We start from the raw sequence: 26,581 nt of genomic DNA on the forward strand, positions 1-26,581 counted from the left end.
CCGGCGGGTGGTGAGCGCGCAGGCCACCGCGACGGCCGCAGCCGCCATCACACCGGCGACGAACAGCGGCAGCACCGGCGCCGGTACGACCCCCGCCTGCGACCCCGTCACCAGGTCGGTGACCGCCACGCGGGCCGGTGACCCGGTCACCACCAGCGCCAGCACCGCCGCGAGCAGCATCGCCGGGACCGCCCGTTCGGTCGAGCGCAGCAGCGGCCTGGTCGTGAGCGCTCCGACGGCCGTGCCGAGCAGGGCGCAGGCGAGCGCGGCGAGCAGCCCGGCGCCGCCCGCCGGTACGACGGGTACGGGTGTCCGGTGGTCGGTGCTCGCCGGGTCGCTGACCACGGTCACGACGACCGTCGCCACCACCCCGAGCAGCGCCGCCGCCCCGAACGCGACGAGCAGACAGGCGAGATGCGCCCGTGCGGGCCCGGCCGCCGCACCCACACAACTCCGGGCGGCGGGCGGCTCGTTGGTAGCACAGCCGCGTACAAGCCAGGCCGCGACGGGGAGCACCGCGGCGGCGTAACCGAGCGAGTCCAGCACCGGCCGGCCCGTCTGGACGCCGATCGCCAGAACGGCCGCGTACAGGATGACCGGCGGCAGCCGGCGCTGAGAGCGGAACAGGAGCGCGGCCTGATAGCGGAGGAGCGCGGTCATGAGCGGACCTCGGCGTCGGCATCCGCGTCGGCATCAACAGCCGTAGCGGCAGGGGCTCTTGGCGGCACGCCGGTCGCGGCGGACTCCTCCCCCACGCTCACCACATGCCATGGCGGGCGGGCCGTCAGCAGAGCCCTGAGCAAGGTGTCCGAACGCGTCGCGGGGACGGTGAGGCGGAACACCTTCCGGAGCCGGGCTCCTCGACGGAGACGGCCGACCGCGTCGCCTCCGCGGGCGGCTCGGCGCCCGGCGGCCCCTGTACCTCGACAACCACGTACGCCTCCTCCCTCGGCGCCGAACTCCCCATGACCGTACGGGCGGCCGTGTCGAGTCCGGTGCAGGCCTCGTCGAGGACGAGGAGTTCCGGTTCGGTGAGCAGGGCCTGGGCGACGGCGGCCTTCTGGCTGCTGCCCTTGGAGAGTTCCGACATCGGCGTACGGGCGTACTCGGCGGCGCCCAGCCGTTCCAGCCACTCGACGGCGGCCCGGGCGGCCTCCCCACGGGACAGGCGGTGGACGCTGCCGAGGTGGATTCCGGCCAGCAGGCGCAACAGGGTCGACTTGCCGTTGCCGTTGGCGCCCTCGATCCTCGTCAGGGTGCCCGGGGTCGGCGTGAGGTCGACGCCGCGCAGTACCCATGGGGCGCCGCCGAGACCGTACCGGCGGCCGACGCCCTCCAGCAGCAACTCGCGATTCATGCGTCTCATCCTCGCGCGGCCGTTCGCGTGAGCGCAGAGGAACCAGTCGGCGGACCGGCCAGAGGGACCAGTCAGAAGACCTGTCCCGAGGAACCGCTCCTGGGCATCGCTCCAAGGAACCGCTCCGGGGAACCGATCTTCCGCCTGGCAGACTGGAGGGCGTGAGCAGCGACCAGACGACCGCCTCCGGTGCCGGCGCCGGGGACACCCCACAGGACTCCCCGGACGGCACCCCGCAGGACAGCCCCTTCCGGCACGAGCGGACCGCCCGCGACGAGGCCCCGCAGTACGTGCTGCCCCTGGTCGTCCGTATCGAGCGGAACGAACCGCCGGGGCGTACGGACGCGCTGGAGACCGCGGCCCGTGCCGTCCTGGTGATGCTCAGCGACGAGCGGTCGCTGGGGGACGGGGAGTGGGCGCAGGCGATGCGGGACTGGCAGGACGCCCGGATCCGCAAGGTCGTCCGGCGGGCGCGCGGCGCCGAGTGGCGGCGGGCCGAGGCGCTGCCCGGTCTCACCGTCACCGGGAAGTCGGCCGAGGTCCGGGTCTTCCCGCCGGTCCCGCTCGACGGCTGGCCCAAGGACCTGGCACGCCTCCAGGTCTCCGCCACGGACCTGGACGACCCGGAGCCGCCCGGAGACGCCGACCCGGCGGGGCCCGTGCTCTGGATGAACCCGGACCTGGAGATGTCGGCCGGCAAGTCGATGGCCCAGGCGGGCCACGGCGCCCAACTGGCCTGGTGGGAGCTGTCGGACGAGGACCGCACGGCCTGGCGTGAGGCGGGCTTCCCCCTCACGGTCCGCACCGCCGCCCCCGCCCGGTGGACCGAACTCACCACGAGCGGACTGCCGCTGGTGCGCGACGCGGGCTTCACGGAGATCGCGCCGGGGACAACCGTCGCGGTCGAGGGATACGACCGCGTCGGCGCCCTCCTGCCGGACCACGTGCGCCGGTCGGCCGAATAGCACGTTCGCGTCCCTGCCCTTGGCCGGCTCCGGGACCGTGAGGGTCAGGTGCGGCGTGCCGCCCACACCGTGCGCTCGGTGCGCACGCCGAGGTCGGTGCGGCGCAGGATGCTGTACGGGCTGTCGATGTCGAGGAGTTGGTCGAGAGCGGTCAGGTCCTCGGACGTCAGGGCGGATGCCGCGTTGCCGCGGATGCGGCGCAGGCTGCTGAGCGCGTAGCGGCCCACCGCGTCGGTGTGCGTCGGGCCGACGTCGACCGCGACGGTGCGTTCGCCCTCGACCGTGAAGCCGGTCTCCGTCAGCTTGGTTCCCCAGTCGGCGCCGCGATGGGGTACCTGCTCGGCGTGGTGGTGGTCGAGTGCGGCATGGCAGCGATCCTCAAGGCCGGGAGCCTCTTCCGGGGCGTCCGCCGGCAGGAACCGGGGGAAGCCGGCCAGCTCGACGACGGCGAACAGCCCGCCCGGTGCCAGCAGCTCGTGGACCTGGCGCAGGGCGCGGCCGGGGTCGGACATGTGGTGCATGGAGGCCGACGCCCAGACCAGGTCCGGTGCGCCGAGGTCGGGCCACACCGCCGCGTCGAGGTCGGCCCGCACGATGCGCAGGCGGTCGGCCGCTCCGGCTGCCTTCTCCTGGAGGCGGTGCAGGTGGGCGGCCGAGACGTCGACCGCCGTCACCTCCGCCCCGGGAAAGCGATCGAGCAGGGCGAGGCTGCCGGCTCCGGTACCGCAGCCCAGATCCACGATGCGGCGGGGGCCGGCCCCGACGGGCAGCCAGGCGGTGATGGACGCGATGTGTTCGGCGAGTACTTCCGCGTCCAGGTCGAGGATCTCCGAGTGGTCGCCTGCGTGGCGCTCGTGACCATGGCTCGCTGTGTGCGGGGAGGGATGGTTCATGCGCCCAAGCTAGGCGGGCCGTTCGCGGGTGGCCTGGTCGCTTCCGGAATGCGCAAGACGATGACCGGCTGAACTGCGGGACACGCAAACGGTCACGGTGACGGAGACGTCGGCGACGACGGCGACGGCGACGCAGACGAGCGGCTCGTCTTCCCCGCGTCCTCGCCGCGCTGGTGGCCGCGGCGGGCGTCGCGGTCGAAGATGCCGAGGATCTCGCACGGCCCGCCATCGGCGCCGATGGCGTGCGGAAGCATCGTGGTGAACTCCGCCGCCTGGTTGGTCTCGATCCGCAGGCGCCGGTTGCCCAGCAGCAGGATCGCGGTGCCGGAGAGGACGACGAGCCATTCGCGGCCCGGGTGGGCGCGCATCCGCGAGGGGTTGTCGGGCGGCGGATCGGTCATGCGCTGGCGTACGACGGTCATGCCGGGCTCCGCCTTGATGGGCCAGCGCATCAGCCCGTGGGCCGCGTCGATCATCGGGTTGGAGATGACGTCGTCCGTGGCGGTCTCGACCAGCTGGTCGAGGGAGGTGTCCAGGGCGCGGGCCAGGGTGACGAGCTGGTCGAGGGCCAGGCGGCGGCTGCCGGTCTCGATGCGGCTGAGCGTGGACTGACTGACCTGGGCACGGGTGGCCAGCTCCTCCAGGGACCAGCCCTGGGCCACGCGGAGGGCACGGATGCGTTTGCGTACCAGGCTGTCCAGCTCGCCATTGTCTTGCGTCATAGGCAACATCGTATGCCCACAGAGCAAGAAGCGCTTAGCGTCGTTCTTGTCCGGCCCGCGGCCCGCCGCTCACCGACCGCGTGAGCGAAGGACGGGACCCACCCCTGTCCACCCATCGCCCCTGGCGCTTCGGCTTCCGCTCCGGCGCCGGTATCCGCGTGCCCCGCTGAACCGATATCCGCATGCCCTCTTGAGAATCCCGAGGAATCCATGAGTACGAACCAGGCTCCCGAAGCGAGCCCCGACCCGAGCGGCGCCGACACCCCGAACGAGGGCGCCCCGGGCGAGGGCGTGCCCGACGCTCGTCAGCGTCGGACGATCCTGATCGCCGTCTGTATCGCGCTGATGGCCGTCATCGCCTCGGTGTCCGGGCTCAACGTGGCCCAGCCCGACCTCGCCGTCGCCTTCGACGCCTCGCAGAGCACGGTCCTGTGGATCATCAACCTCTACACGCTGAGCCTGGCCGCGCTCCTGTTGCCGCTCGGCGCGATCGGCGACCGCTTCGGCCGCAAGCCCATGCTGCTCGCCGGCCTGACCGTCTTCGGCGTCGCCAACGCGGTGGCCAGCCTCGCCCCGTCGACCGAGGTCATGCTCGCCGCCCGGCTGCTCGGCGGAGTGGGCGCGGCGATGATCATGCCGATCACGCTCGCCGTCATCACCTCGACCTTCCCCAAGGAGGAACGGGGACGGGCGATCGGCGTGTGGACCGGTGTGGCCGGCGGTGGCGGCGTCCTGGGCATGTTCCTCTCGGCCGCCCTGGTCGACGCGGTGAGCTGGCGGTGGCTGTTCGTCCTGCCCATCGCACTCGTGACGGTCGCCCTCGCCATGACGCTGCGGTCCGTCCCCAACTCCCGCGAGAGGTCCGGGCACGCCTTCGACACCGTCGGCGCGCTGACGTCCGTCGTCGCGGTGGTCGGGCTCATCTTCGTCCTCCAGGAAGGCCCCGAGCGGGGCTGGACCGCCCCCGCGACCCTGATCGGCCTGGTCGTCGGCGTCATCGCCGCCATCGGCTTCGTAGCCTGGGAACTGCGCAGCCGGGATGCCGCGCTGCTGGACGTACGCCTGTTCCGCGAGCGCGGCCTCGCCGGGGGCTCGATCACGCTCCTGGTGGTCTTCGGTGTCCAGGCGGGCATCTTCGTGGTCCTCTTCCCGTTCTTCCAGGCCGTCCTCGGCTGGTCGGCGCTGCTGTCCACCCTGGCGATGATGCCCATGGCCGTCATGATGATGATGTCCTCCGGCCTCGCCGCACAGCTGGCCGCGCGTGTCGGCCCCCGGGCGACCATGGCCACCGGCGTCCTGCTGGCCGGTGCGGGTCTGGCGCTCATGGCCGCCGTCGTCTCCGTCGACGGCGGCTATCTGTCCGTCCTTCCCGGGATGCTCGCCATGGGCATCGGCATGGGCCTCTCGATGACGCCCTCCACCGAGGCCATCACCGGTGCCCTCCCCCGGGAGCGCCAGGGCGTCGCGTCCGCGCTCAACGACGTCACCCGCGAGTTCGGCACCGCGCTCGGCGTCGCCCTGCTCGGAGCCCTCCTGTCCGCCGGCTACCGGAGCGCCATCGACTCCCGGCTCGCCGGCGTTCCAGAGGGCCCTGCCGACACCGCGCGCGAAGGTGTCGCCAACGCCCTCGACGCCGCGCCCCAGACCGGCGACCAGGCGGAGTCGCTGGTCCGTGCCGCCCAGGAGTCGTTCGTCGACGGCTGGCAGAACGCCATGTGGGCCGGGGTCGCCGTCATGGCCGCCCTCTTCGCGTATGTCCTCGCCCGAGGGCCGCAGCAGCCCACAGCCACACCGGCGAACGAACCGGAGCCGGCCGACGCGACCACTGCGTAACCCCGGGCCTCCACGAGAAACCGCAACCGATGGCCGGGCACGCGAGCCACACCCGGCCCACACGTCCCGCGCTCCCCGGACGAGCCGATGCCACCGGGAGAGCCCGGCGGCTCACGGTGCCGACTGGATGCCCCCGGTGAAGGACGCGATGGTGTCGCGGTGTCCGAGCCCGGTCGGCGTCGCCGTGGCGGAGGGGTCGAGGGTGATCCGGGTCGGCGACCGGGCGGACCTGGGGTGACCGACGCCGACCCGCTCACCGCGGACACCCGGACCCGGCGTGAGATGCCGGTGTGCGCCACGCTCCTCGTGGGCGCCCGGACCCACGGCCGTCGCTGTGACCTGTTCTCGCACGAAGGTGTGCGCGGCCCGATCTCCCGCACCCTGTGCGCGGGCTACAACCGGTCCACGTTCCTGACCAACCCCAACCAGCCCGACACGAGTTCCGCGGGCTTCTACCAGGACGCGGTGACCAACCACTAGGGTCGGAAGATTCACGCCCAGACGGCCGACGGCGAGGCGTGCGGATTCGCCTGCGACGACGTCGGCAACCATGAGTCGCTGGTCAACGACGGCAACCCGCAGACGGCGTACATCACGCTCGACCCGTTCGGCTGAGCCGGCCCGCCCGGCAGCGGATCGTGAGGGCCGGACGGACCCGCCCGGCCCTCACGACACGCCCGAACAACGAATGTGAGGGAGCAAACATCGACTGTTGAACACACCGGCCGCCCCACGCGTATCTCCCTGCGCTGGCCAAGCACAGATTCCCAACGACCAGTTGGCATATCCCGGGAGGCACCTTTGCGGCGAATCAACGGCACGGCCCTCGTCATCGTGGCACTCGTCGGCACACTCGGCGCGCTCGCGTTCCCCGTGTGGTCGTACGCCGACCGCGCCGGTACGGGAGAGGCGAACCTCGCCTCCGGAACCGTACCGACGCGCTGGGGCCCGCTGACCGCCAACGACCGCGACCTGATCAACCGCGTGCGGCTGGCAGGTCTGTGGGAGTTGCCGGCGGGCCAGCAGGCTGCCGAGCGATTCCCGAGCGGTCCGGTGCGGGAGGCGGCCGACCACCTGATCGTCGGTCATACCGACCTCGACAAGCGCGCACGCAGTGTCGCGCGGGATCTCGGTCTCTCGCTGCCGAACCAGCCCACCGAGCAGCAGCAGGGCTGGCTGAACCAGATGTCCGCGGCGTCGGACGAGGACTATGTGAAGGTGTGGGCGAACCTCCTCCGGTCCGCGCACGGCAAGATCTTCCCGGTGATCGGCACGGTCCGGAACCAGACGCGCAACACGCTGGTGCGTCAGCTCGCCTCGGACACCAACCAGACCGTGCTCGACCACATCACGGTGCTGGAGAAGACCGGCGCGATCGACTTCGACGCGATCGCCAACGACTCGGTGGCCGGATCGACGGCCAGCCCGAGCGGTCCGCCGCCGCCGGTCTCGGGCGTGGCCCCGTCCGTGGCCCCGCCCGCGGAGGCGTCAGGCGACATCCAGACCACCTCGCGGCCCTCACCGGGTCAGCCGGGCACGGTCAACACGAACCGACCGGAAGCCGAGGACCCGGACAATCCCGGCGGGGCCTCGCCCACTCCCTCGCCTTAGCGAGGGATGACCTCAGCCCGTCCCGAAGCTCAAATGTTGCTCTGAACGTCCCCGCCGATGGGTTCGGCCCCGCTTGCCGGGGCCATGACCCCGTCACGCCGGAACAACAGGTCCGTCGAAGGAGACGACGCACAGGTCCTGGTGAAGCCGTGGTGAAGGAGGGGGACGCGATGAAGCACTTGGGTACGGGAATCGGGTGGCGGCCGGAGATCGCGGCGGCCGTGGAGGGCATGCCCGGCATCGACTGGGTCGAGGCCGTCGCGGAGAACGTGTGCCCGGGGCATCTCCCGGAGTCGCTGGTACGGCTCCGCGAGCGCGGCGTCACGGTGGTTCCGCACGGGGTGTCGCTCGGGCTCGGCGGCGCCGACCGCCCCGACGAGGGAAAGCTCGCCGACCTCGCGGCGGCCGCCGAGGCCCTCGGCTCCCCTCTGGTCACCGAGCACATCGCGTTCGTCCGCGCGGGCGGGGCGCTCACCGCCTCGCCCCGCCTGGAGGCCGGGCACCTGCTGCCCGTCCCCCGCACCCGGGACGCCCTCGACGTCCTCTGCGAGAACATCCGCATCGCCCAGGACGCGCTGCCCGTGCCGCTCGCGGTGGAGAACATCGCGGCGCTGATCGCCTGGCCGGGCGAGGAGATGACCGAGGGACAGTTCCTGTACGACCTGGCCGACCGCACGGGCGTACGCCTCCTCATCGACGTGGCCAACCTCCACACCAACCACGTCAACCGCGGCGAGGACCCCGCCAAGGCGCTGGACGAACTGCCCGTCGAGGCCATCGCGTACGTCCATGTCGCCGGCGGTTTCGAGCGGGACGGCGTCTGGCACGACAGCCACGCCCACGCCGTGCCGCCGGCCGTCCTCGCGATCCTCGCCGACCTGTCCTCCCGGGTCCGCCCGCCGGGCGTGCTCCTGGAGCGCGACGAGAACTTCCCCGCACCGGCCGAGCTGGAGCGAGAGCTGACGGCGATACGGGAGACGGTGGAGAAGGGGGCGGTCTCGGTGGCCCCGGAGGCGTCGAAGGTGTCCGCCGGTGCCATGTCCGACGCCTCCGGAACCGCCGAACCGGATTCCGACGGGGCGCCGAAGGCGTCACCGTCCACCGACCCCTCCCGCCAGCGGCTCGCCCTCGCGCAGGCGGCCCTGTTGTCCGCGCTGGTGGCCGGAACGCCCGTACCGGAGGGCTTCGACGGGACCCGGCTGTCGGTGCAGGCCCGGGCGCTGGCGGGCAAGCGGGCCGATGTCGTGGCCAAGGTCGCGCCCGAGCTGCCGGAGATTCTCGCGGGGGCGTACCGCAAGGCGTTCGTCGCGTACGCGCACGGCCACCCGATGACCGGCGGCTACCGGCGGGACGCGCTGGACTTCGCCGAGCAGCTGCTGCTCGGCGGCCGGCTGGAGGACCCGGACGTACGGCGGCGGGTGAGCGACTGGTGGCTGGAGCGCTCGGGTCCCGCCCCGCTGTCGCAGCACCCCGCGGCCCGCCTGGCACGCGCCACACGACGGGTACTGCTGGGGCGATGAGGCGCGTCCCGCCGAGACGATGACGGGTCTCCTGCCCGCGCGGTCTCGCCGGGGCGTTGAGAACAAGTCGACGTCGGGCGTAGGGGCCTGCGCCACCACGTGACATCGCTCACCGGGCTACACGGGCACCGGATCCGTACAGGACAGCGGGCTCCTTGCCTGCTCAGTGCCGCTGCCCCGACGGCCGGGCGCGCGGGCTCGCATCCGACCGGCGCCGGGCGCACCCCGCGTGTGCGCGTGGTGCGCGGAAGCCCGCCCGCCGTCGCCTGTGCGCCGCCGCACCGCCTCCACCTGCGAAAACGCCCCTCCTGCGGCCGTCTGTCCGGGTTCGTGCGGCAACCGTCCGAACCCGTACCTCAGTTGACGTACGCCACGCAGTAATATTCCAGCCCAACCCGAAGCGCACTAACGTGCGGTGCCGCAACAGGAGGCACCATGCGATCCATCAACAGCCACGGAACCAGCCGCAGACTGTTCAGCGGCACCGGGCTCATCGTCACGGGCCTGGCCGCGACCCTCGTGGCGCTGATCTTCCCGGTCTGGTCGTACTCGGACCGGTCGGGCACCGGCGTGGACACCCTGAACGCCCAGACCATGTCGACGAGGTACGGTCCGCTGTCCGCGCTGGACCGGGAGTTCGTCACCAAGGTGCGGCTCGCGGGCCTGTGGGAACTGCCCGCCGGCCAGCAGGCCGAGGAACGCGGCACGACCCAGGCGGTCAAGACGGCGGGCGAGCACCTCGTGGAGGGGCACACGTTCCTGGACGAGCGTGTGCGCGAGGTGGCCTCGCGGCTCGGGCTCCAACTGCCCAACCAGCCCAACGAGCAGCAGCGGGCGTGGCTCGGCACGCTGAGCGCGGCGCGGGGCGAGGAATACGACGTGCAGTTCGCGAACATCCTGCGCAAGGCGCACGGCAAGGTCTTCGGCCTGGTCGCGCAGGTCCGCGCGAGCACCCGCAACTCGCTCGTCCGCGGTCTCGCCGACGACGCGAACACCACGGTCCTGGACCACATCACGGTCCTGGAGGCCACCGGTCTCGTCGATTTCGACGCCCTGGCCCGGGACGCGGCCACCGCGAGCCCGCCGCCGCTCACCAACTCCCCGGCCCCGCCCGGTCCGACGGACTCCCCGAGCCCGCCCGTCCCGGTCTCCGCGTCCCCGGCCGACCCCTCCCCTGCGCGGACCTACACCCTGCCGCCGCCCGCGACGAGCCGCCCGCCGGAGGACGACGAGCCGAAGGAACCCAAGGAGCCCAAGAAGTCCGAGGCCTCGAAGGACGGGGACAAGGGCGGGGACAAGTCCGAGGACAAGAAGCCCTGACAACCGGAACGCACCGAAGCGAAACGTCACACTGTGACGACGCTCCGTCCAAATTGTGAACAAGCCGTGGCGCACCCGGGCCTCCTTCGCATAGAAATCCCGCATGTTCTGGGTCCTCCTCCTGCTCCTCGCCTGGGTCGCGGCCGGCACCACGTGTACGCGTCTGTGCCTGGCCTCCGTCCGCGCCGCCGCCGTCGTCGACGAGACGGACCGGTTCCAGGGCCGCGGCCTCACGCTGTACGAGGCGGCGTTCCTGTCGGGCGGCCCGGCGCGGGTCGCCGAGCTGACGCTGGTGTCGATGGCCCGCCAGCGCCGCCTGCTGCTCGCCCACACGGGCTGGGCGACCGTCGTGGACCCGCGCGGCCGGGACGAGATGGAACGCTCGGTGCTGGGCGCGATAGGCCCGTACGGGCAGTCGCGGATCGCGCCGGTCCGTACGACCGCGGCCGCCGCGGAGTCCGTACGCGTCCTCGCCGACCGCCTCGTCGCGGCGGGCCTCGCCGTGCCCGACGGCGCCCGCACCACCGTCGCGGGCGCCGTCCGCCAGGTGCGGGCCGCCGCGGTGGCCGTGCTGGGCCTGGGCGCGGTCGCCCTGTTGATGCCTTCTCAGGCGCAGGAGAACCGGGCTCTGGTGGCCATCTGGTTCACGCTCCCGCTCATCCTCACCCTGAGCTGCCTGGCCATAGCCCGGATCGAGGTCCACCCCTACACGCGCTGGGCGTCCCCGGCCGGCCAGCACCTGCTCAGCGCCCTGGCCCGCCGCGCGGACAGCGGCAGCGACGACCGTACGTACCTCACCACCGTGGCCGTGCGCGGCATCCGCGCGATCGGCGAACCGGACCTGCGTGCGGCCTTCGCACACCGAGAACCGCACGCCTAGAGCGCGCCGGGGACGCGCGCCGGGCGCGCATCGGGGTCATTGGGCCGACACCGGCGGGCCGGTGCTTTACTTCGCCAAGTACCGAACGAAACATCCCTTCTGTTGCTGCCGTGCACTGAAGGGAACGCGATGCGAGCTGCCGCCCTCTACGGAACGGCCGGGTCCCTGGTTCTGACCGCCGTCGTCGCCGCCCCCGCGGGCGGCGCCCAGACCCCGCTCGGCCGGTCCGAACTGCACGGCACGGCGGTCGCCGCCCAGCGCGCCGCCGCCGAGGGCATCCGGTTCGGCAACTGCTCGGCGGAGCAGGACACCCCCGGCAGCCTGCAGTGCGGCACGGTGGAGGTGCCGCTCGACTACGCGCACCCCGAGGGCAGGAAGATCAAGCTGACCGTCAGCCGGGTGAAGGCCACCGGCAAGTACGGCAAGCGGCCGGTCGCGCGGCAGGGCTCGCTGGTCTTCAACCCGGGCGGCCCCGGCGCCTCCGGCATGTACTTCCCGCTGATCGGCATGATCCCGGAGTGGAAGCGCATCGCCGGGGCGTACGACCTCGTCGGCTACGCCCCGCGCGGGGTCGGCCGGTCGGCCCCGCTCTCCTGCCAGGACCCGAAGCGGCTCCTGAAGGGCCCCACACAGTCGCCGACGTACCCCTCGGAGTCGTACAAGAAGGAGCGCGTCGCGCGGGCCAAGGCGTACGCGCGGGGCTGTGTCGAGCGGTCGGGGCGCGAGATCCGGCACTTCTCCTCGCTCAACAACGCCCGCGACCTGGACGTCCTGCGCGCCGCCCTCGGCGAACGGAAGCTGACCTTCATGGGGGCCTCGTACGGCACGTACTTCGCGTCGCTGTACGCGACGCTGTTCCCCTCGCACGTACGCAGGATGGTCTTCGACTCGGCCGTGAACCCGGACCCGGAGAAGGTCTGGTACCGGAACAACCTCGACCAGTCGGTCGCCTTCGAGGGCCGCTGGGCCGACTTCCGCACATGGATCGCCAAGCACCACAAGGTGTACGGACTGGGCCGCACGCCGGAAGAAGTACTGCGCAGTTACGAGCGGGCCCGGGCGCGGCTCGCCGCCGAACCCGCGGGCGGCAAGGTCGGTCCGGGTCAGCTCCGGAGCACGTTCTTGCAGGCCGGGTACTACGACGACTACTGGCCGCAGCGCGCCCTGGCGCTCTCCGCCTATCTGAAGGGCGACCCGCAGCCCCTGATCCGGCAGGCGGGGCCGAACCCGGACGCGGTGAAGGAGCAGGAGAACAGCAAGGCGGTCTACTCCGCCATCGAGTGCAACGACGCGCCCTGGCCGCGGGCCTGGCACACCTGGGACCGGGACAACACCCGGCTCGCCCGCGTGGCCCCGTTCGAGACCTGGGACAACGTCTGGATGAACCTGCCCTGCGCCTACTGGCCCCTGCCCCGCCAACGGCCGCTCGACGTACGGACGTCACCCGGTGAGCTGCCGCCCACCCTGATCCTGGCCGCCGAACGGGACGCGGCGACCCCGTACTCCGGCGCCCTGGAGCTGCACCGGCGCCTGTCGGGTTCCGTTCTGATCACCGAGCGGGCGTCGGGCTCGCACGGCATCGGCGGCGGCTCCAACGCGTGCGTCAACGCCTACCTGGACGCGTACTTGCTGGAGGGCGAGCTCCCGGTGCGAGGCGCAGCCTGCGCGCCGCACAAGGAGCCAACCCCGGTCACGCGCCTTTAGGGGCGCCCTTCAGGGACGCGGGGCTGTGTACGTACAGGGCTACGCGAGCCCGGCGACCAGCTCGGCGACGGACTTCCGCCGCCCGGTGTAGAACGGCACCTCTTCCCGGACGTGCATCCGCGCCTCGGACGCACGCAGGTGGCGCATGAGATCCACGATGCGATACAGCTCGTCCGCCTCGAAGGCGAGCAGCCACTCGTAGTCACCGAGTGAGAAGGAGGCGACCGTGTTGGCGCGCACGTCCGGGTACCCCCGGGCCATCTTGCCGTGGTCGGCGAGCATCCGGCGACGGTCCTCGTCCGGCAGCAGGTACCAGTCGTAGGAGCGCACGAAGGGGTAGACGCTGATGTAGTTGCGCGGCGTCTCGTCGGCGAGGAACGCCGGGACGTGCGAGCGGTTGAACTCCGCCGGCCGGTGCAGCGCCATGTTCGACCAGACCGGCTCCAGCGCGCGGCCCAGCTTCGTACGGCGGAAGAGGTTGTACGCCTCCTGGAGCTGGTCGGCCGTCTCGGCGTGCCACCAGATCATGAGGTCGGCGTCGGCGCGCAGCCCCGACACGTCGTACGTGCCGCGGACGGTGACGTCCTTGGCGTCGAGCTGGTCGAAGAGCTCCTGGACCTCGTCCGCGTACCCGGCGCGCGGAGCGTCATCGGGGAGGACGTCTCGAAGCTTGAACACGGACCAGAGGGTGTAGCGGATGACCTCGTTGAGGTCCTTGGCCTTCTTGCCGGCGTTCGGAATCCTGGCCTGGCCGGTGGTGGGGGCGTCGTCACTCATGGGGCTATTCTCCCGCTCCGCCGTGCAGGCTCTGCACCGGGTTCGTGATCAGGGCGTCCGTCAGTCCCGCGCGGTCGCCGGTCAGCTTGTCCACGGCCGCGTCGGCGCTCGCGATACAGGCCGGGATGCCGACGCCGTCGTACGCCGCTCCGCAGACGGCGAGGCCCGGCAGCTTGCCGACGTGCTCGCGGATGCGGGCCACGCGCGCGTGGTGCCCGACCGGGTACTGGGGCAGTCCGTCGGTCCAGCGGGTCACCCGGGTCTCGACGGGCTCGGCGTCCAGGCCGGTGGCCTCGCGCAGGTCGTGCCGTGACACGTCGACGAGGCCGGCGTCGTCCCGGCCGAGGATCTCCGTCTCGCCGTAGCGCCCGACGGACGTGCGCAGGACCACCACGTCCGGGTCCTCCTCGGCGATCCACCCCCACTTCTGGGAGGCGAACGTCGAGGCCTTGATGGTGCGCCCGTCAACAGGCGGCACCAGAAAACCGCTCCCTTCGGGGAGGGCGATCTCGTCGCGGCGGTAGGCGAGGGTGATCAGCGCCATGGAGGCGTACTCGACGGTCGCGAGCTCGGCCGCGGCGGCCGGGGCCTCGGCGCCGAGCAGCCCGGCCGCGGCACCGGCGGGCACCGCCACCACGACGGCGTCGGCATGGAGGACGTCGCCACCGGCGACGACACGCCAGCGCCCGCCGCCGTCCGCCCCCGCCGCCCCGCCCTCGACCCGCCGCAGTTCGGTCACCGGTGCCCCGGTGACGATCTCGCCGCCCCGCGCGCGGACCGACTCCGCGACGGCGAGCGGGAGTCCGCCGACGCCGCCCTCGATGCCGGTGAAGACCGGCCCTGTCTGCTGGTTCTTCGCCGCCCTCGCCTGGATCTCGCGGACGGCCTCCGTCAGCGACGCGTGGCCGCGGGCCGCCTCGAAGAGCTGGGGGACGGCCGAGCGCATCGAGATGCGGTACGCGTCGCCCGCGTAGACACCGCCCAGAAGGGGCTCGATGAGACGGTCGACGACCTCGCGGCCGAGGCGCGCGGCGACGAACTCCCCCACCGCCACGTCGTCGCCGACCTCCGTGCGCGGCAGGTCGCGGTCGCGCTCGATCCGGCGCAGGCCCTCCTCGGAGAGCACTCCGGAGAGGGCGGCCGCGTCGCCGGGGACGCCCATGACGTGGCCCTTGGGCATGGGCCGCAGCGCCCCGCGCGTCCAGATCGAAGCGCTCGCCGTCGCGGGCGGCCGGAGCCGGTCGGCGAGGCCCACCTCGCGGGCGAGCGCCACCGCCTCGGGCCGCCGGGCGAGCATCGACTCTGCACCGAGGTCGACCCGGACGCCGGCGATCTCACCGGGCAGCAGCTTGCCGCCGAGCCGGTCCGAGGCCTCCAGGACGGTCACGCGCGCCCCGCCGTCCAGCAGCCGGTGGGCGGCGGCCAGACCGGCGATACCGCCCCCGATGACGACGACCTGACCCGTGCCCGTACGTGTGTCTGCGTGCATGTCTCCACTGTCCCAGACCCCACCGACAGTCCCGCGGGCCCCGGTGCCCGTGAACCTGCCGGTGAGGGTGTCCATGACGAGTCCGGACCGTGACCTCTTCGGGACCGGATTCGGCCAACGTCTCAGAAGGGCTCTGCGTCGTAGGAGCGTCAGTCATCACGACACCCTCGGGGGTAAGCCGATATGCAGACGCGTGGCAGTGGCACGACCGGGCACCGATCCGCCAGGCACCGGTCCGTACGACCTGTCCAGATCCTCTCGGCGCTCGCGCTCGCCGCCGCCCTCGCACTGACCGGGTGCACGGGCGCGGCCGACGGCGACGAGAGCTCGGGCTCAAGCGCCGACAAGGCCGCCGCCCCGGGTGCGAACGAGGCGGGCGCCGGCGCGGCCGACAGCGACACGAGCGGCGGCGGCAAGAACGAGCAGGCCGCCGCGCCACCGAAACTGACCGCCCACATCATCTACACCGCGTCCCTGACCGTGCAGGTCAAGGACGTGCCGAAGTCGCTCGACGAGGCCCGCACGGTGGTCGAGAACGCGGGCGGCATGGTCGGCAACGAGACCACGGACCGCGACTCCAAGGGCCGCGAGCGCTCCCGTGTCGTCCTGCGGGTGCCCGCGGACAAGTACGAGGAGGTGCTCACGGAGCTGGAGGGCTCGGGCAAGCTCATCGACCGCAAGGCGAAGGCGGACGACGTCACGGAGCAGGTCGTCGACGTGGAGAGCCGTATCAAGTCGCAGCGCGCCAGCGTGGTGCGGATCCGCGAGCTGATGGACCAGGCGACCAGGCTGAGCGATGTGGTGACCCTTGAGGGCGAGTTGAGCTCCCGTCAGGCCGACCTGGAGTCGCTGCTGGCCCAGCAGGCGTCCCTGAAGGACCGTACGAGCCTGGCCACGATCACCCTGTCGCTGTCCGAGACGCCGGTGAAGAAGGTCGCCGAGAAGGACGACGACCCGGGGTTCGCGGACGCGCTCGGGGGCGGCTGGGACGCGTTCGTCACCATGTTCCGCTGGATCGCGCTGGCTCTCGGCGCGGTCCTGCCCTTCCTGGTGGGCGCGGCGCTGCTGCTGTTCCTGTGGGTGCGTTTCCTGCGCGGCCGGATGCCGGCCAGCCCGGTCGCGGCGGCGCCGAGCGGCGCGGGTGCGGGCACGGGTTCGCTGCCGGTAGCCCCGCCGGTCCGGGCAGAGGGCGACGACAAGGACTGAGCGGACCCGGGTGATTCGGCGCGATCCTGCGCAGGACCGAAATGCGGCGCCCCCGTAGCGTGTTCGTATGAGCATGAACCGTGCGAGCCGTTCCCAAGAGCGCCTGGTGATCGTCGGTGGGGACGCGGCGGGCATGTCCGCCGCGTCCCAGGCACGCCGTATGAGGGGCCCCGACGAACTGGAGATCGTGGCGTTCGAGCGGGGCCACTTCAGCTCCTACTCGGCGTGCGGCATCCCCTACTGGGTGGGCGGTGACGTCACGGACCGGGACCAGCTGATCGCACGCTCTCCGGAGGAGCACCGGGCGCGCGGGATCGACCTGCGGATGCGTACGGAGGTCACGGAACTCGACGTCGCGGGCGGCCGCGTACGCTCCCGGGACCTGGAGTCCGGGGCCGAGGCGTGGACGTCGTACGACAAGCTCGTGCTCGCGACGGGCGCCCATCCGATGCGGCCGGCGCTGCCCGGCATCGACGCGCCCGGGGTGCACGGCGTGCAGACCCTCGACGACGGGCAGGCTCTCCTCGACACGCTGGCCCGTACGGCGGGCCGCCGCGCGGTGGTGATCGGCGCGGGCTACATCGGCGTGGAGATGGCCGAGGCGCTGATCAACCGCGGGTACGAGGTGACGGTCGTCAACCGTGGCCAGGAGCCCATGTCGACGCTCGACCCGGACATGGGCCGGCTGGTGCACGAGGCCATGGAGGGCCTGGGCATCACGATGGTGAACGACGCCGAGGTCACCAAGATCCTCACCGGTGAGGACGGCCGGGTCCGGGCGGTGGCCACGGAGGACGCCGAGTATCCGGCGGACGTGGTGGTCCTCGGCATCGGCGTACGTCCCGAGACCGCGCTCGCCGAGGCCGCGGGGCTGCCGCTCGGCGACCACAAGGGGCTGCTGACCGATCTGGCGATGCGGGTGCGCGGGCACGAGAACGTCTGGGCGGGCGGCGACTGCGTCGAGGTACTCGACCTGGTCTCGGGCCGCGAACGGCACATCGCGCTCGGCACCCACGCCAACAAGCACGGCCAGGTGATCGGCGCGAACGTCGGCGGCGGCTACGCCACGTTCCCGGGCGTCGTCGGCACGGCGGTCAGCAAGGTCTGCGATCTGGAGATCGCCCGTACCGGCCTGCGCGAGAAGGACGCCCGCCGGGCGGGCCTACGGTTCGAGACGGTCACCATCGAGTCGACCAGCCGCGCGGGCTACTACCCGGGCGCCGACCCCATGACGGTCAAGATGCTGGCCGAACGCCGCACCGGCCGCCTCCTCGGCGTCCAGATCGTCGGCCGGGAAGGCGCCGCCAAACGCGTCGACATCGCCGCGGTGGCGCTCACCGCCCACATGACGGTCGAACAGATGACAGCCCTGGACCTCGGCTACGCCCCACCGTTCTCCCCGGTCTGGGACCCGATCCTGGTAGCGGCCCGCAAGGCGGTGACGGCGGTACGGGCAGGGAGCGCCCGGTAAGGGGCGCGGGGCTGTGACATTTTGCGGCTCCGCCGCGTGGGCGCGACGAGCCACAGCGAACCCGCGGCCGGCAACCCCCGCTCAGGCCCCTTGAGCCGACCCGTTCCCGTTGATCTTCTCTATGGCCTGCCGAGCCTGCTCACCCGGCGACCGCGTCAACGACGAGACCGTGGACACCGCGGGCGCGGACACCGCCGAAGGCGGCATCGGCGGCGCCTGCTGAGGCCGCGCGTGCGACCCCGCCTGCCGGCTCCGCAGCCGGTGGCTCACCGCCTCGTCCAACGTCACGGGCCGCTGCATGCTGGCGGACAGCCGACCGGCCTCCTGGCCGAGCGCGGCCACGTCCTCCCACGACAGCCTGACCACGAGGGCAAGCTCCGCCTCTCCGTCCGGCGTGGCGATCAGGGACTGAGTGACTCGGTCGTTCATTGACCTGTTCCTCACGTGTTGCTTGGATCACGGCGGTTGCCGAGACATACGCACACGCCCGCGGTCCCGTTCAGAATCGCCCGAACCCGGGCAGGATTTCCCCGTGGTCATCCCCGTCCATGACGTGAACCCGGTCCGTCGCACGCCGTATGTGACGTACGCGCTGATCGCCGCCAACTTCGTGGTTTTCCTGGCCACTCCGGGGGTGGCGAGCTCGATCACCGGCGAGAGCGGCCCGGCCCAGCTGTGCCACCTCCAGGCGTTCCTGGACCACTGGGCGGCGGTGCCCCGGGAGCTGATCCACGGCCGGACGCCGACGACCGTCCCCACCGGTGCCGTGGGCGTGGGGCCGCAGGGCGCGGGCTGCCTCGTCGGCCCGCCCGGCTACGACAAGTCGCCCCCGGTGTCGGTCCTCACGGCGATGTTCCTGCACAGCAGCTGGCTGCACCTGCTCGGCAACATGCTGTTCCTGATGATCTTCGGCAACAACATCGAGGACCGCCTCGGCCACGTCCGCTACGTGCTGTTCTACGTGACCTGCGGCTACGCGGCGGCGTACGGCTTCGCCGTCGTCAACGCCGACTCCGGCGACCCGCTGATCGGCGCGTCGGGTGCGATCGCCGGCGTCCTGGGCGCGTATCTGGTGCTCTACCCGAAGGCCAGGGTCTGGGTCCTCGTCCCGTTCCTGATCTTCCTGCCGCTGCGCCTGCCCGCGTGGATCGTGCTGGGCTCCTGGTTCGTCCTCCAGGCGGTGTACTCGTCCGGCACCGGCGTCTCGGGCGCCGGCACCGTGGCGTACGTGGCCCACGTCGTCGGCTTCCTCGCGGGCATGCTCCTCGCCTGGCCCCTGCGCCCCGGCACCCCGCCCCCACCCGAGCCCCGAGGCCTCCTGTGGGGCAGAAGAGCACACCCGCGCTGGTGAGCGTGGACTAGCCGGCCGTACGCGTGTGGACGTACTCGACGAGGCGGGTCAGGGCGTCGGGGTCCATCGTCGGCAGGACGCCGTGACCGAGGTTGAAGACGTGCCCCTCCAGACCGGCCGCGGCGTCGAGGACCTCCTGGGTCTTCTCCTCGACCGCCTCGGTCGGGGCGAAGAGGACCGAGGGGTCGAGGTTGCCCTGCAGCGCCTTGCCGGGGCCGACGCGCCGGGCGGCCTCGTCGAGCGGCACCCGCCAGTCGACGCCGACGACGTCCGCACCGGCCTCGCCCATGAGCCCGAGCAGTTCACCGGTGCCGACACCGAAGTGGATGCGCGGGACGCCGTACTCCTCGACGGCCTTGAACACCTTCGTCGAGGCGGGCATCACGGAGCGCCGGTAGTCGGCGGGCGCGAGCGCGCCGACCCAGGAGTCGAAGAGCTGGACGGCGCTGGCCCCCGCCTCGATCTGCACCCGGAGGAAGGCCGCAGTGATGTCCGCGAGCCGGTCGAGCAGGTCGGCCCAGAGCTGCGGGTCGCCGTACATGAGCGCCTTGGTGTGCTCGTGGTTGCGGGACGGCCCGCCCTCCACGAGGTAGCTGGCGAGCGTGAAGGGCGCACCGGCGAACCCGATGAGGGGCGTCGGGCCGAGTTCACGCGTGAGCATTCCGATGGCCTCGGTGACGTACGAGACGTCGTCGGGCGTCAGGTCGCGCAGCTGGGCGAGGTCGGCGCGGGAGCGGATCGGCTTCTCGACGACCGGACCGACCCCGGGCTTGATGTCGAGGTCGACACCGATGGCCTTCAGGGGTACGACGATGTCGCTGAAGTAGATCGCCGCGTCCACGTTGTGCCGCCGCACCGGCTGGAGCGTGATCTCGGTGACCAGCTCGGGCCGTGTGCAGGACTCCAGCATGGGGATGCCCTCGCGCACCTTCAGGTACTCGGGCAGTGACCGCCCCGCCTGCCGCATGAACCACACGGGCGTGTGCGGCACGGGCTCGCGTCGGCACGCCTTGAGGAAGGTGGAGTCGTACGTCGCTGTCGGCTGCTGGCCCTTGGGGCGGTCAATGGCGCTCACGCCGAAAAGTCTCCCACGGTCGGCGCGGCCCCCGGTCCCGGGTCAGCGGGACTGGGGGCCCCGGCGTTGCGGGAGGCTGACGACGGAGGCGTCGCCCGGGGCGGCCGGGGGCAGGCCGGCGATCTGGGCCAGGAGGTCGCACCAGGACGCCAGATGGGAGGCCGTGTCGGGCACGCCGCCCAGGCCTTCGCGGGGTGTCCAGGAGGCGCGGATCTCGATCTGGGAGTTGGCCGGCCGGTCCGCGAGGCCGCCGAAGTAGTGGGAGCCGGCCCGGGTGACCGTGCCGCTGGGTTCGCCGTAGGAGAGGCCGCGGGCCTGGAGCGCGCCGGTCAGCCAGGACCAGCAGACCTCGGGGAGCAGCGGGTCGGCGGCCATCTCGGCCTCCAGCTCCGCGCGGACCAGGGTCACCAGGCGGAACGAGCCCTGCCAGGCGTCGTGTCCCGCCGGGTCGTGGAGCAGGACGAGCCGGCCGTCCGCCAGATCCTCGTCGCCGTCGACGACCGTGGCCTCCAGCGCGTAGGTGAAGGGGGCGAGCCGCTGCGGCGGTTTCGTCGGGTCGATCTCGATCTGCGGCCGCGGCCGCGCGGCCCTCAACGCGTCGACAGCGGCCCGGAAAGGCAGCGGAGCCGCCTCCATCGCATCCCGCTCCCCCTCCTTCGGGTCGTCCATTCCGCCAGTGCCGTCCGACAGTCGTCCCTGAGCCGCAGCCATGCGGGGAAGATTAAGGGGAACAGAGCCTTCGCGCAGGGAGAGACACCCGTGCGTGGGACCACTGTCCGGATCACATCGCGCGAACACCGCACTTTTTCTTGGGGTTTGGGGCTCGGGTTCTTGGGGTTTTGCGGGCTCGGGCCGTCTCCGGAGCCTCCGAGCCGGTGCGCGAACGCTTCTGACCTTTTGTCGATACGACCACTTTCGGCCGCGTAACGAAGCGGAGCGAACTCGTTTCGATCTTCGGATGATCGATCGTCCGTCCGAATTGCACGCATTGTTACTCACCAAATCGTGATCATTCTCTAAAGGCGGACGGGTTTGGTGCCGAAGACCTCTGTGACCTTGAAAGCACGGTTCGTCCCGGCTTCATCCCCACAGCCGGTGCCCCGTCCCCCACCCCAGGAGGCCTGGTGTCCGTTCTCCTCGAGCAGCCCGCAAGCCTGGTCGCCTACCGCCCGAACAAGCCGACCGCGATGGTGGTCGTGGCCGATCCCCGTGTGCGCTCCACCGTCACCCGCCACCTGTGGGCGCTCGGTGTTCGCGACGTGATCGAGGCCTCGTCCGTCGCGGAGGCTCGTCCCCGCATCGGCAACCCCCGCGACATCTGTGTCGCAGACGTCCATCTCCCCGACGGCTCCGGCCTCACCCTCCTGTCCGAAACTCGGGCCGCCGGCTGGCCGAACGGCCTGGCCCTGTCCGCCGCCGACGACATCGGCGCCGTACGCAACGCCCTCGCGGGCGGCGTCAAGGGCTATGTGGTCACCGGCACCCGTACGAACCTCGGGCTTCCCAACCGGCCGGGCGCCGCCCCGATCGGCTCGGCCGCCGCCCGTATGCACCGCCGCCCCCCGGGCTCCCCGAGCCACCCGGGCGGCTACCGCGAGCTGTCCGGCCGTGAGGTCGAGGTGCTCCGGCTGGTGGCGGAGGGCCAGTCGAACAAGGCCATCGGCGTCTCGATGGGCCTGTCCGCGCTGACCGTGAAGAGCCACCTCGCCCGTATCGCCCGCAAGCTCGGCACGGGCGACCGCGCCGGAATGGTCGCGGTGGCCCTGCGGACGGGGATCATCCACTGATTCCGGATCCACTGATGATTCAGGATTCACTGACCTGACTGGTTTACGACCCTCAGACGCCCGTCGACGGAACGTTCCGTCGACGGGCGTCGTCCATACACAGATACCCTTGACAGGTGACCGACGCCCAAGAGACCGCAGCAGACAGTTCACTGCGAACCACCGGAGGCGCTCCTCCGGACGACGTCGAACCGGCGCCGATCCCCTTGCTGGAGCCCCGCGACGGAATTCCGCCCGTCATCGCGGACGAGGCCTCGCTCGCCGAGGTGATCGCCGCGTTCGAGGCCGGCAGCGGCCCCGTGGCCGTGGACGCCGAGCGGGCGTCCGGCTATCGCTACGGCCAGCGCGCGTATCTGGTGCAGCTGCGCCGCGAGGGCGCGGGCACCGCACTGATCGATCCCGTCGCCTGCCCCGATCTGTCGGGCCTCGGTGAGGCGCTCTCCGGTGTGGAGTGGGTGCTGCACGCGGCCACCCAGGATCTGCCGTGTCTGCGCGAGATAGGCATGGTCCCCAGCCTCCTGTTCGACACCGAGCTGGCCGGACGGCTCGCCGGGTTCCCGCGGGTCGGCCTCGGCGCGATGGTCGAGGGCGTCCTGGGCTTCGTACTGGAGAAGGGGCACTCCGCGGTCGACTGGTCGACCCGTCCGCTGCCCGAGCCGTGGCTGCGCTATGCCGCGCTCGACGTGGAGCTGCTCGTCGATCTGCGGGACGCCCTGGAGAAGGAGCTCGACCGGCAGGGCAAGCTGGAGTGGGCCCGCCAGGAGTTCGACGCGATCGCCTCGGCGCCCCCGCCGGAGCCCCGCAAGGACCCGTGGCGCCGTACGTCCGGGATGCACAAGGTGCGCCGCCGCCGGCAGATGGCGGTCGTACGGGAGCTGTGGGAGACCCGGGACCGGGTCGCGCAGCGCCGGGACATCTCACCCGGCAAGGTGCTCGGGGACGCGGCCATCGTGGAAGCCGCCCTCTCACTTCCGGCCAACGTGCACGCGCTCTCCGCGCTGAACGGATTCGGGCACCGGATGGGACGGCGTCAGCTGGAGCAGTGGCAGGCCGCCGTCGACCACGCGAAGGAACTGCCGGACGCCGAGCTGCCGCAGCCCGGGCAGCCGGTGACCGGCCCTCCGCCGCCGCGGGCCTGGGCGGAGAAGGACCCGGTGGCCGCGGCTCGGCTGTCCGCGGCACGCGCCGCTGTCTCCGCGCTGGCGGAGACGCTGAACATGCCTCAGGAGAACCTGATCACGCCGGACACGGTCCGGCGCGTGTGCTGGGAGCCGCCGGCTTCCGCGGACGCCGAGTCCGTGGCGGCCGCGCTCGCCGGGTACGGGGCCCGGCCCTGGCAGGTGGAGCAGGTCACGCCGGTGCTGGTGGTGGCGTTGGCCGCCAAGGCCAAGACCCAGGAATGAACGAGGGTCGCCCGGTCGCCGTGAGTCGTTCGGGCTCATGGCGGCCGCGGGCCGTCCCTACTTGGTCGCGCCCCTCGTGAAGCCGTTGTAGATGTAGCGCTGCAGGAACAGGAAGACGATCAACGTCGGCAGGATCACGAGGATCGCTCCTGCCGCGATCGTCTCCCAGTGCGCTCCGAAGGGGCCCTTGAAGCGGAACAGGGACGTTGAGATCACGCCAAGATCCTCGGACGGCATGTAGAGGAACGGGATGTAGAAGTCGTTGTAGACGGTGATCCCCTTGACGATGACGACCGTCGCGATCGCGGGCTTCAGCAACGGAAAAATGATCTTCCGGTAGATCGTGAAGGCGTTCGCGCCGTCGAGCCGGGCGGACTCGTCCAGGGAGACCGGGATCGACCGGACGAACTGCAGGAAGATGTAGATCGAGACGATGTCCGTGCCCATGTAGAGCACGATCGGTGCCCAGCGGCTGTCGAACATGCCGAAACTGTCGACGATCTGGAAGGTCGCCACCTGGGTGGTCACACCGGGTACGAGCGTGGCGACGAGGAACAGCGCGACGACCAGCTTTCTGAAGCGGAAGGTGTAGCGGTCGATCGCGTACGCCGCCATCGACCCGATGATCACCGTGCCGGTGACGGAGAACAGCAGGATGAACGCGGTGTTCCCGAACGCGGAGAGCATCCGGCCGTCCTGGAACGCCGTCACGTAGTTGTCGAAGTTCAGCAGGTCGTCGGGGAGTTGGAGCGCCCCGCTGTCGTTCGCCATCTCCTTCTCGGACTTGAGGGAGGCCAGCAGGACGACGAGGAGCGGGAGCAGGACGACCACGCTCGCGACGACCAGCGACAGGTAGGTGAGGGTCCGGGCGATCCCCCTGCGGGACATGCGGCTCATACGAGATCCACCTTGTCGTCCGGGACGAGGCGCCGCTGCACCCAGGTCACCGCCAGGATGATCAGCAGGAGCACGACCGCGGCAGCCGAGGCGAGCCCCGTCTTGTTGAACTGGAAGGCCAGCTTCACCGTCTGGATCACGAAGGTCTCGGTGCCGGTCGCACCGCCGGTCATGATGAACGGCACCTCGAAGGCCGACAGCGAGCCGGAGATGGAGAGGATGACGGTCAGGCTGAGTACGGGCCTGATGCCGGGCGCGATGATGTACCGGAACTGGTGCCAGCGGTTCGCCCCGTCCAGCTCTGCGGCCTCGTACAGCTCCCCCGGGATGGACTGGATGGCGCCGAGGAACAGGACGAAGTTCAGGCCCAGGTAGCGCCAGACGGAGACGCCGGCCAGTGAGACGTTCGCGGAGACCGGGGTGCCCAGCCAGGCGCGGTCGGAGTGGACGCCGAAGAGGCTCAGCACCGAGTCGAGCGTGCCGCCGTCCTGGAAGAAGTAGAGGAAGACGAAGCCGATCGCGACCCCGTTGATCAGGTACGGGAAGAAGAGGATGCCCTTGAAGAAGTTCCGGAAGCGCACGTTGAAGCTGAGGACCGTCGCGAAGTAGAGCGCGGCCACTATCTGGATCACGGAGGCGGCCAGGTAGTAGCCGCTGACGAAGAAGACCTCGAACAGCTCGGGGCGCGTGAAGAGTTCGACGTAGTTCTCGGCGCCCGTGTAGCTGAGCTCGGGGCTGACGCCGTCCCAGTCGGTGAAGCCGTACGCGACCATGTTGGCGACCGGCGCGTACGTGAACGTGATCAGCAGGACCAGCGGGGCCGCGAGAAAGAGCCACGGGGTGAGGCCCCTCCTCAGGCGCAGACGGCGCGGGGCCCGGGCGTGTGCCGTGCGGGCGGCGGGCGCGGCCTCCTTCGGCCGCGCCGCCTTCCCCGTCGTACTCGTCTCGGTCGTGTCCGTCATCAGGACCCCGAGGACTTCCGCGCCTCTTCCCAGCGCCTGCCCAGGTCGCCCAGGAAGTCGTCGAGGCTGCCCTTCCTGGCGCCGCGGGCGAGGTCGACGAGGTCCTGGCGGTAGTCGGGCTTGTAGATGCCGACCTCGGACTGGTTGTCGATCTCCTTGACCGCCGCGCCCTTGGCGTCGTCGAGCTCGATGAGCTGCACACCCGCGTCCTCGTACGGCTGCAGCACCTCGGGCAGCGGGGCGCCCTTGACCGGCGAGAGGGTCAGGTTGTCGGCCGCGTAGCCGGACTTGTCGGTGAACCAGTCGATCCAGGCGCGGGCCGCCTCCTTGTGGTCCGAGTTGACGTTGACGGCCTGGTTGTAGTCGGGCGACATGGTCGCGCAGTACTTCCCGTCCTTCTGGGCGGGGAAGGGCATGAAGCCGATGTCGTCCGGGTTCGCGCCGGCCTGCTCCGCCGCCGCCTGGAACTGGGTGATCGCCCAGGAGCCGAGCCACATCGTGGCGATGTCGCCCTTGGCCAACTTGGGCTTGGACGCTTCCCAGTTGGTGGTCGTCGGGTCCTTCTCGATCAGTCCGCCGCGCACGATGTCGTACAGCATGGTGTCGCCGACGCGCAGGTCCTCGCCCTCGGCCCACGGGTCGCCCGCGGCGAGCCTGGTCGTCGCCTGCGGGTCGCAGCTGACCGCGCCGTCGACGTACGTCCAGCTCGTCAGCGGCCACATGTCCTTGAAGTTCGTGTAGTACGGGACCGCGTCGGTCTTGGCCTTGATGGCCTTGAGACCGTCGATGAACCGGGCCGGTGTGGTGGGCCACTCGGTGATCCCGGCCTGCTTCCAGACCTTCTTGTTGTAGAGGAAGCCGGGGAGCGCTCCCATCGGGCTCTGCCCGTAGACCTTGCCGTCGACCGTGGTGAAGTCGGTGAACAGGTACTTCTTCGCGCGCTCGGTCCCGGTGCCGAGGGAGGCGAAGAACTTGGGGTAGTCGCTCTTCTTGATCACGGCGGGGATCATCAGCACATCGCCGTAGTTCTCGGTGTTCATCCGGATCTTGACCTCGCCCTCGTAGTCCGTGAGGGCGTCGAACTCGACCTTGACCTTCGGATAGGTCTTGTTGAACTCGGCGGCGTACTTCTTCATCGTGCCGTCCTGCACCAGGTCGGTCCGGTGCGTGAGGACCGTGATCGTGCCGGTCACCTTGTCCGGGTCGACGGGTGCCTTGGCGTCCGCGCCCTTCGACGTGCCTCCGCTTCCGGTACAGCCCGCGGCCAGCAGTGCGGCGGCGAGGAGACTTCCGGTGAGTTTCGTGCGGCGGTTCATTTGCACCAGCTCCGTTCAGGGACGGATGAGCACGAGTGGGAT

At 71.4% G+C, this 26,581-nt stretch carries 22 protein-coding genes and 3 pseudogenes; 13 read left to right on the forward strand and 12 right to left on the reverse strand.

Going from position 1 to position 26,581, the window contains the following annotated elements; all coding sequences use genetic code 11:
* A pseudogene (locus ACH4YP_RS13910) lies at positions 1–660 on the reverse strand (ABC transporter); the annotation flags it as partial.
* Positions 657–1,357 (reverse strand): annotated as a pseudogene (locus ACH4YP_RS13915) (ATP-binding cassette domain-containing protein). The pseudogenes ACH4YP_RS13915 and ACH4YP_RS13910, both read right to left, overlap by 4 nt.
* A gap of 161 nt (positions 1,358–1,518) precedes the next feature.
* Here ACH4YP_RS13915 and ACH4YP_RS13920 point away from each other — a divergent pair.
* Positions 1,519–2,322, forward strand: a complete 804-nt coding sequence (locus ACH4YP_RS13920; protein ID WP_398490691.1) for a peptidyl-tRNA hydrolase — start codon at positions 1,519–1,521, stop codon at positions 2,320–2,322.
* Between the two features lie 44 nt (positions 2,323–2,366).
* Here the strand turns inward: ACH4YP_RS13920 and ACH4YP_RS13925 are convergent, their stop codons facing one another.
* Positions 2,367–3,215: a class I SAM-dependent methyltransferase gene (locus ACH4YP_RS13925; RefSeq protein ID WP_361058841.1), complete on the reverse strand. Its 849-nt coding sequence runs from the start codon at positions 3,213–3,215 to the stop codon at positions 2,367–2,369.
* Between the two features lie 92 nt (positions 3,216–3,307).
* Complete coding sequence (locus ACH4YP_RS13930; RefSeq protein WP_398490692.1) at positions 3,308–3,937, reverse strand: helix-turn-helix domain-containing protein; 630 nt, start codon at positions 3,935–3,937, stop codon at positions 3,308–3,310.
* A gap of 210 nt (positions 3,938–4,147) precedes the next feature.
* Between ACH4YP_RS13930 and ACH4YP_RS13935 the strand changes: the two genes are divergently transcribed.
* The 7 genes and pseudogenes from ACH4YP_RS13935 (at position 4,148) to ACH4YP_RS13965 (ending at position 12,805) form a co-directional block, all read left to right on the forward strand.
* A complete protein-coding gene (locus ACH4YP_RS13935; protein WP_398490693.1) occupies positions 4,148–5,770 on the forward strand; it encodes a DHA2 family efflux MFS transporter permease subunit in 1,623 nt (540 codons plus the stop codon).
* A 282-nt stretch (positions 5,771–6,052) separates the two neighbouring features.
* Positions 6,053–6,385 (forward strand): annotated as a pseudogene (locus tag ACH4YP_RS13940) (beta-1,3-glucanase family protein).
* Positions 6,386–6,571: 186 nt separating this feature from the next.
* The gene (locus tag ACH4YP_RS13945) at positions 6,572–7,381 is read left to right on the forward strand and encodes a DUF4142 domain-containing protein (RefSeq protein ID WP_361058835.1); all 810 of its coding nucleotides are present in this window, start codon (positions 6,572–6,574) and stop codon (positions 7,379–7,381) included.
* A 170-nt stretch (positions 7,382–7,551) separates the two neighbouring features.
* Positions 7,552–8,901, forward strand: coding sequence for a DUF692 domain-containing protein (locus tag ACH4YP_RS13950; RefSeq protein ID WP_361058833.1), 1,350 nt, complete (start codon positions 7,552–7,554; stop codon positions 8,899–8,901).
* Between the two features lie 435 nt (positions 8,902–9,336).
* A complete protein-coding gene (locus ACH4YP_RS13955; protein ID WP_398490694.1) occupies positions 9,337–10,221 on the forward strand; it encodes a DUF4142 domain-containing protein in 885 nt (294 codons plus the stop codon).
* A 103-nt stretch (positions 10,222–10,324) separates the two neighbouring features.
* The gene (locus ACH4YP_RS13960; RefSeq protein WP_398490695.1) at positions 10,325–11,101 is read left to right on the forward strand and encodes a TIGR04222 domain-containing membrane protein; all 777 of its coding nucleotides are present in this window, start codon (positions 10,325–10,327) and stop codon (positions 11,099–11,101) included.
* 129 nt (positions 11,102–11,230) lie between these two features.
* Entirely contained in the window at positions 11,231–12,805 is a 1,575-nt protein-coding gene (locus ACH4YP_RS13965; protein WP_398490696.1) for an alpha/beta hydrolase, read from the forward strand.
* 39 nt (positions 12,806–12,844) lie between these two features.
* On the opposite strand, the gene hemQ is transcribed toward ACH4YP_RS13965, so the two are convergent.
* Positions 12,845–13,582 carry a hydrogen peroxide-dependent heme synthase gene (gene hemQ, locus ACH4YP_RS13970; RefSeq protein ID WP_361073275.1) on the reverse strand — a complete coding sequence of 246 codons (738 nt, stop codon included), beginning with the start codon at positions 13,580–13,582 and terminating at the stop codon, positions 12,845–12,847.
* Positions 13,583–13,586: 4 nt separating this feature from the next.
* Positions 13,587–15,071, reverse strand: coding sequence for a protoporphyrinogen oxidase (hemG, locus tag ACH4YP_RS13975; RefSeq protein WP_398490697.1), 1,485 nt, complete (start codon positions 15,069–15,071; stop codon positions 13,587–13,589).
* A gap of 183 nt (positions 15,072–15,254) precedes the next feature.
* Here hemG and ACH4YP_RS13980 point away from each other — a divergent pair, with 183 nt between their 5' ends.
* On the forward strand, positions 15,255–16,277 hold the full coding sequence (locus ACH4YP_RS13980) for a DUF4349 domain-containing protein (protein ID WP_398490698.1): 1,023 nt from the start codon (positions 15,255–15,257) through the stop codon (positions 16,275–16,277).
* Positions 16,278–16,344: 67 nt separating this feature from the next.
* Positions 16,345–17,748, forward strand: coding sequence for an FAD-dependent oxidoreductase (locus ACH4YP_RS13985; protein ID WP_361069764.1), 1,404 nt, complete (start codon positions 16,345–16,347; stop codon positions 17,746–17,748).
* 81 nt (positions 17,749–17,829) lie between these two features.
* Here ACH4YP_RS13985 and ACH4YP_RS13990 read toward each other — a convergent pair whose 3' ends face one another.
* Positions 17,830–18,177 (reverse strand): hypothetical protein, encoded by a 348-nt coding sequence (locus ACH4YP_RS13990; protein ID WP_361069762.1) that lies wholly within the window; start codon positions 18,175–18,177, stop codon positions 17,830–17,832.
* A 103-nt stretch (positions 18,178–18,280) separates the two neighbouring features.
* Between ACH4YP_RS13990 and ACH4YP_RS13995 the strand changes: the two genes are divergently transcribed.
* Positions 18,281–19,099: a rhomboid family intramembrane serine protease gene (locus ACH4YP_RS13995; RefSeq protein ID WP_398490699.1), complete on the forward strand. Its 819-nt coding sequence runs from the start codon at positions 18,281–18,283 to the stop codon at positions 19,097–19,099.
* Positions 19,100–19,106: 7 nt separating this feature from the next.
* Here the strand turns inward: ACH4YP_RS13995 and hemE are convergent, their stop codons facing one another.
* Positions 19,107–20,174 (reverse strand): uroporphyrinogen decarboxylase, encoded by a 1,068-nt coding sequence (gene hemE / locus ACH4YP_RS14000; RefSeq protein ID WP_361069757.1) that lies wholly within the window; start codon positions 20,172–20,174, stop codon positions 19,107–19,109.
* A 42-nt stretch (positions 20,175–20,216) separates the two neighbouring features.
* Entirely contained in the window at positions 20,217–20,843 is a 627-nt protein-coding gene (locus ACH4YP_RS14005) for a DUF3000 domain-containing protein (protein ID WP_361069775.1), read from the reverse strand.
* Between the two features lie 455 nt (positions 20,844–21,298).
* Between ACH4YP_RS14005 and ACH4YP_RS14010 the strand changes: the two genes are divergently transcribed.
* Together ACH4YP_RS14010 and ACH4YP_RS14015 are read left to right on the forward strand one after the other, a co-directional pair.
* Positions 21,299–21,961 (forward strand): LuxR C-terminal-related transcriptional regulator, encoded by a 663-nt coding sequence (locus ACH4YP_RS14010; protein WP_398490700.1) that lies wholly within the window; start codon positions 21,299–21,301, stop codon positions 21,959–21,961.
* A gap of 116 nt (positions 21,962–22,077) precedes the next feature.
* Complete coding sequence (locus tag ACH4YP_RS14015; protein ID WP_398490701.1) at positions 22,078–23,364, forward strand: HRDC domain-containing protein; 1,287 nt, start codon at positions 22,078–22,080, stop codon at positions 23,362–23,364.
* A 57-nt stretch (positions 23,365–23,421) separates the two neighbouring features.
* Here the strand turns inward: ACH4YP_RS14015 and ACH4YP_RS14020 are convergent, their stop codons facing one another.
* Genes ACH4YP_RS14020 through ACH4YP_RS14030 form a run of 3 tightly spaced genes read right to left on the reverse strand, consistent with a single transcriptional unit; the run spans position 23,422 to position 26,539 of the window.
* Positions 23,422–24,252 (reverse strand): carbohydrate ABC transporter permease, encoded by an 831-nt coding sequence (locus tag ACH4YP_RS14020; RefSeq protein ID WP_361069772.1) that lies wholly within the window; start codon positions 24,250–24,252, stop codon positions 23,422–23,424.
* 5 nt (positions 24,253–24,257) lie between these two features.
* Positions 24,258–25,223 carry a carbohydrate ABC transporter permease gene (locus ACH4YP_RS14025; RefSeq protein ID WP_398490702.1) on the reverse strand — a complete coding sequence of 322 codons (966 nt, stop codon included), beginning with the start codon at positions 25,221–25,223 and terminating at the stop codon, positions 24,258–24,260.
* Entirely contained in the window at positions 25,223–26,539 is a 1,317-nt protein-coding gene (locus ACH4YP_RS14030) for an ABC transporter substrate-binding protein (protein WP_398490703.1), read from the reverse strand. Before ACH4YP_RS14030 ends, ACH4YP_RS14025 begins: the two co-directional genes overlap by 1 nt.
* Positions 26,540–26,581 lie beyond the last annotated feature (42 nt).

The organism is Streptomyces sp. NPDC020747 (genome assembly GCF_044334695.1).
GTDB lineage: Bacteria > Actinomycetota > Actinomycetes > Streptomycetales > Streptomycetaceae > Streptomyces.

What these genes read in the sequence shown, in the direction of transcription:
- ACH4YP_RS13925 (WP_361058841.1), bottom strand. Translation starts at nt 3,215, where the DNA reads ATGAACCATCCCTCCCCGCACACAGCGAGCCATGGTCACGAGCGCCAC.
- ACH4YP_RS13930 (WP_398490692.1), bottom strand. Translation starts at nt 3,937, where the DNA reads ATGACGCAAGACAATGGCGAGCTGGACAGCCTGGTACGCAAACGCATC.
- ACH4YP_RS13935 (WP_398490693.1), top strand. Translation starts at nt 4,148, where the DNA reads ATGAGTACGAACCAGGCTCCCGAAGCGAGCCCCGACCCGAGCGGCGCC.
- ACH4YP_RS13950 (WP_361058833.1), top strand. Translation starts at nt 7,552, where the DNA reads ATGAAGCACTTGGGTACGGGAATCGGGTGGCGGCCGGAGATCGCGGCG.
- ACH4YP_RS13955 (WP_398490694.1), top strand. Translation starts at nt 9,337, where the DNA reads ATGCGATCCATCAACAGCCACGGAACCAGCCGCAGACTGTTCAGCGGC.
- ACH4YP_RS13960 (WP_398490695.1), top strand. Translation starts at nt 10,325, where the DNA reads ATGTTCTGGGTCCTCCTCCTGCTCCTCGCCTGGGTCGCGGCCGGCACC.
- ACH4YP_RS13965 (WP_398490696.1), top strand. Translation starts at nt 11,231, where the DNA reads ATGCGAGCTGCCGCCCTCTACGGAACGGCCGGGTCCCTGGTTCTGACC.
- hemQ (WP_361073275.1), bottom strand. Translation starts at nt 13,582, where the DNA reads ATGAGTGACGACGCCCCCACCACCGGCCAGGCCAGGATTCCGAACGCC.
- hemG (WP_398490697.1), bottom strand. Translation starts at nt 15,071, where the DNA reads ATGCACGCAGACACACGTACGGGCACGGGTCAGGTCGTCGTCATCGGG.
- ACH4YP_RS13980 (WP_398490698.1), top strand. Translation starts at nt 15,255, where the DNA reads ATGCAGACGCGTGGCAGTGGCACGACCGGGCACCGATCCGCCAGGCAC.
- ACH4YP_RS13985 (WP_361069764.1), top strand. Translation starts at nt 16,345, where the DNA reads ATGAGCATGAACCGTGCGAGCCGTTCCCAAGAGCGCCTGGTGATCGTC.
- ACH4YP_RS13990 (WP_361069762.1), bottom strand. Translation starts at nt 18,177, where the DNA reads ATGAACGACCGAGTCACTCAGTCCCTGATCGCCACGCCGGACGGAGAG.
- ACH4YP_RS14005 (WP_361069775.1), bottom strand. Translation starts at nt 20,843, where the DNA reads ATGGACGACCCGAAGGAGGGGGAGCGGGATGCGATGGAGGCGGCTCCG.
- ACH4YP_RS14020 (WP_361069772.1), bottom strand. Translation starts at nt 24,252, where the DNA reads ATGTCCCGCAGGGGGATCGCCCGGACCCTCACCTACCTGTCGCTGGTC.
- ACH4YP_RS14025 (WP_398490702.1), bottom strand. Translation starts at nt 25,223, where the DNA reads ATGACGGACACGACCGAGACGAGTACGACGGGGAAGGCGGCGCGGCCG.
- ACH4YP_RS14030 (WP_398490703.1), bottom strand. Translation starts at nt 26,539, where the DNA reads ATGAACCGCCGCACGAAACTCACCGGAAGTCTCCTCGCCGCCGCACTG.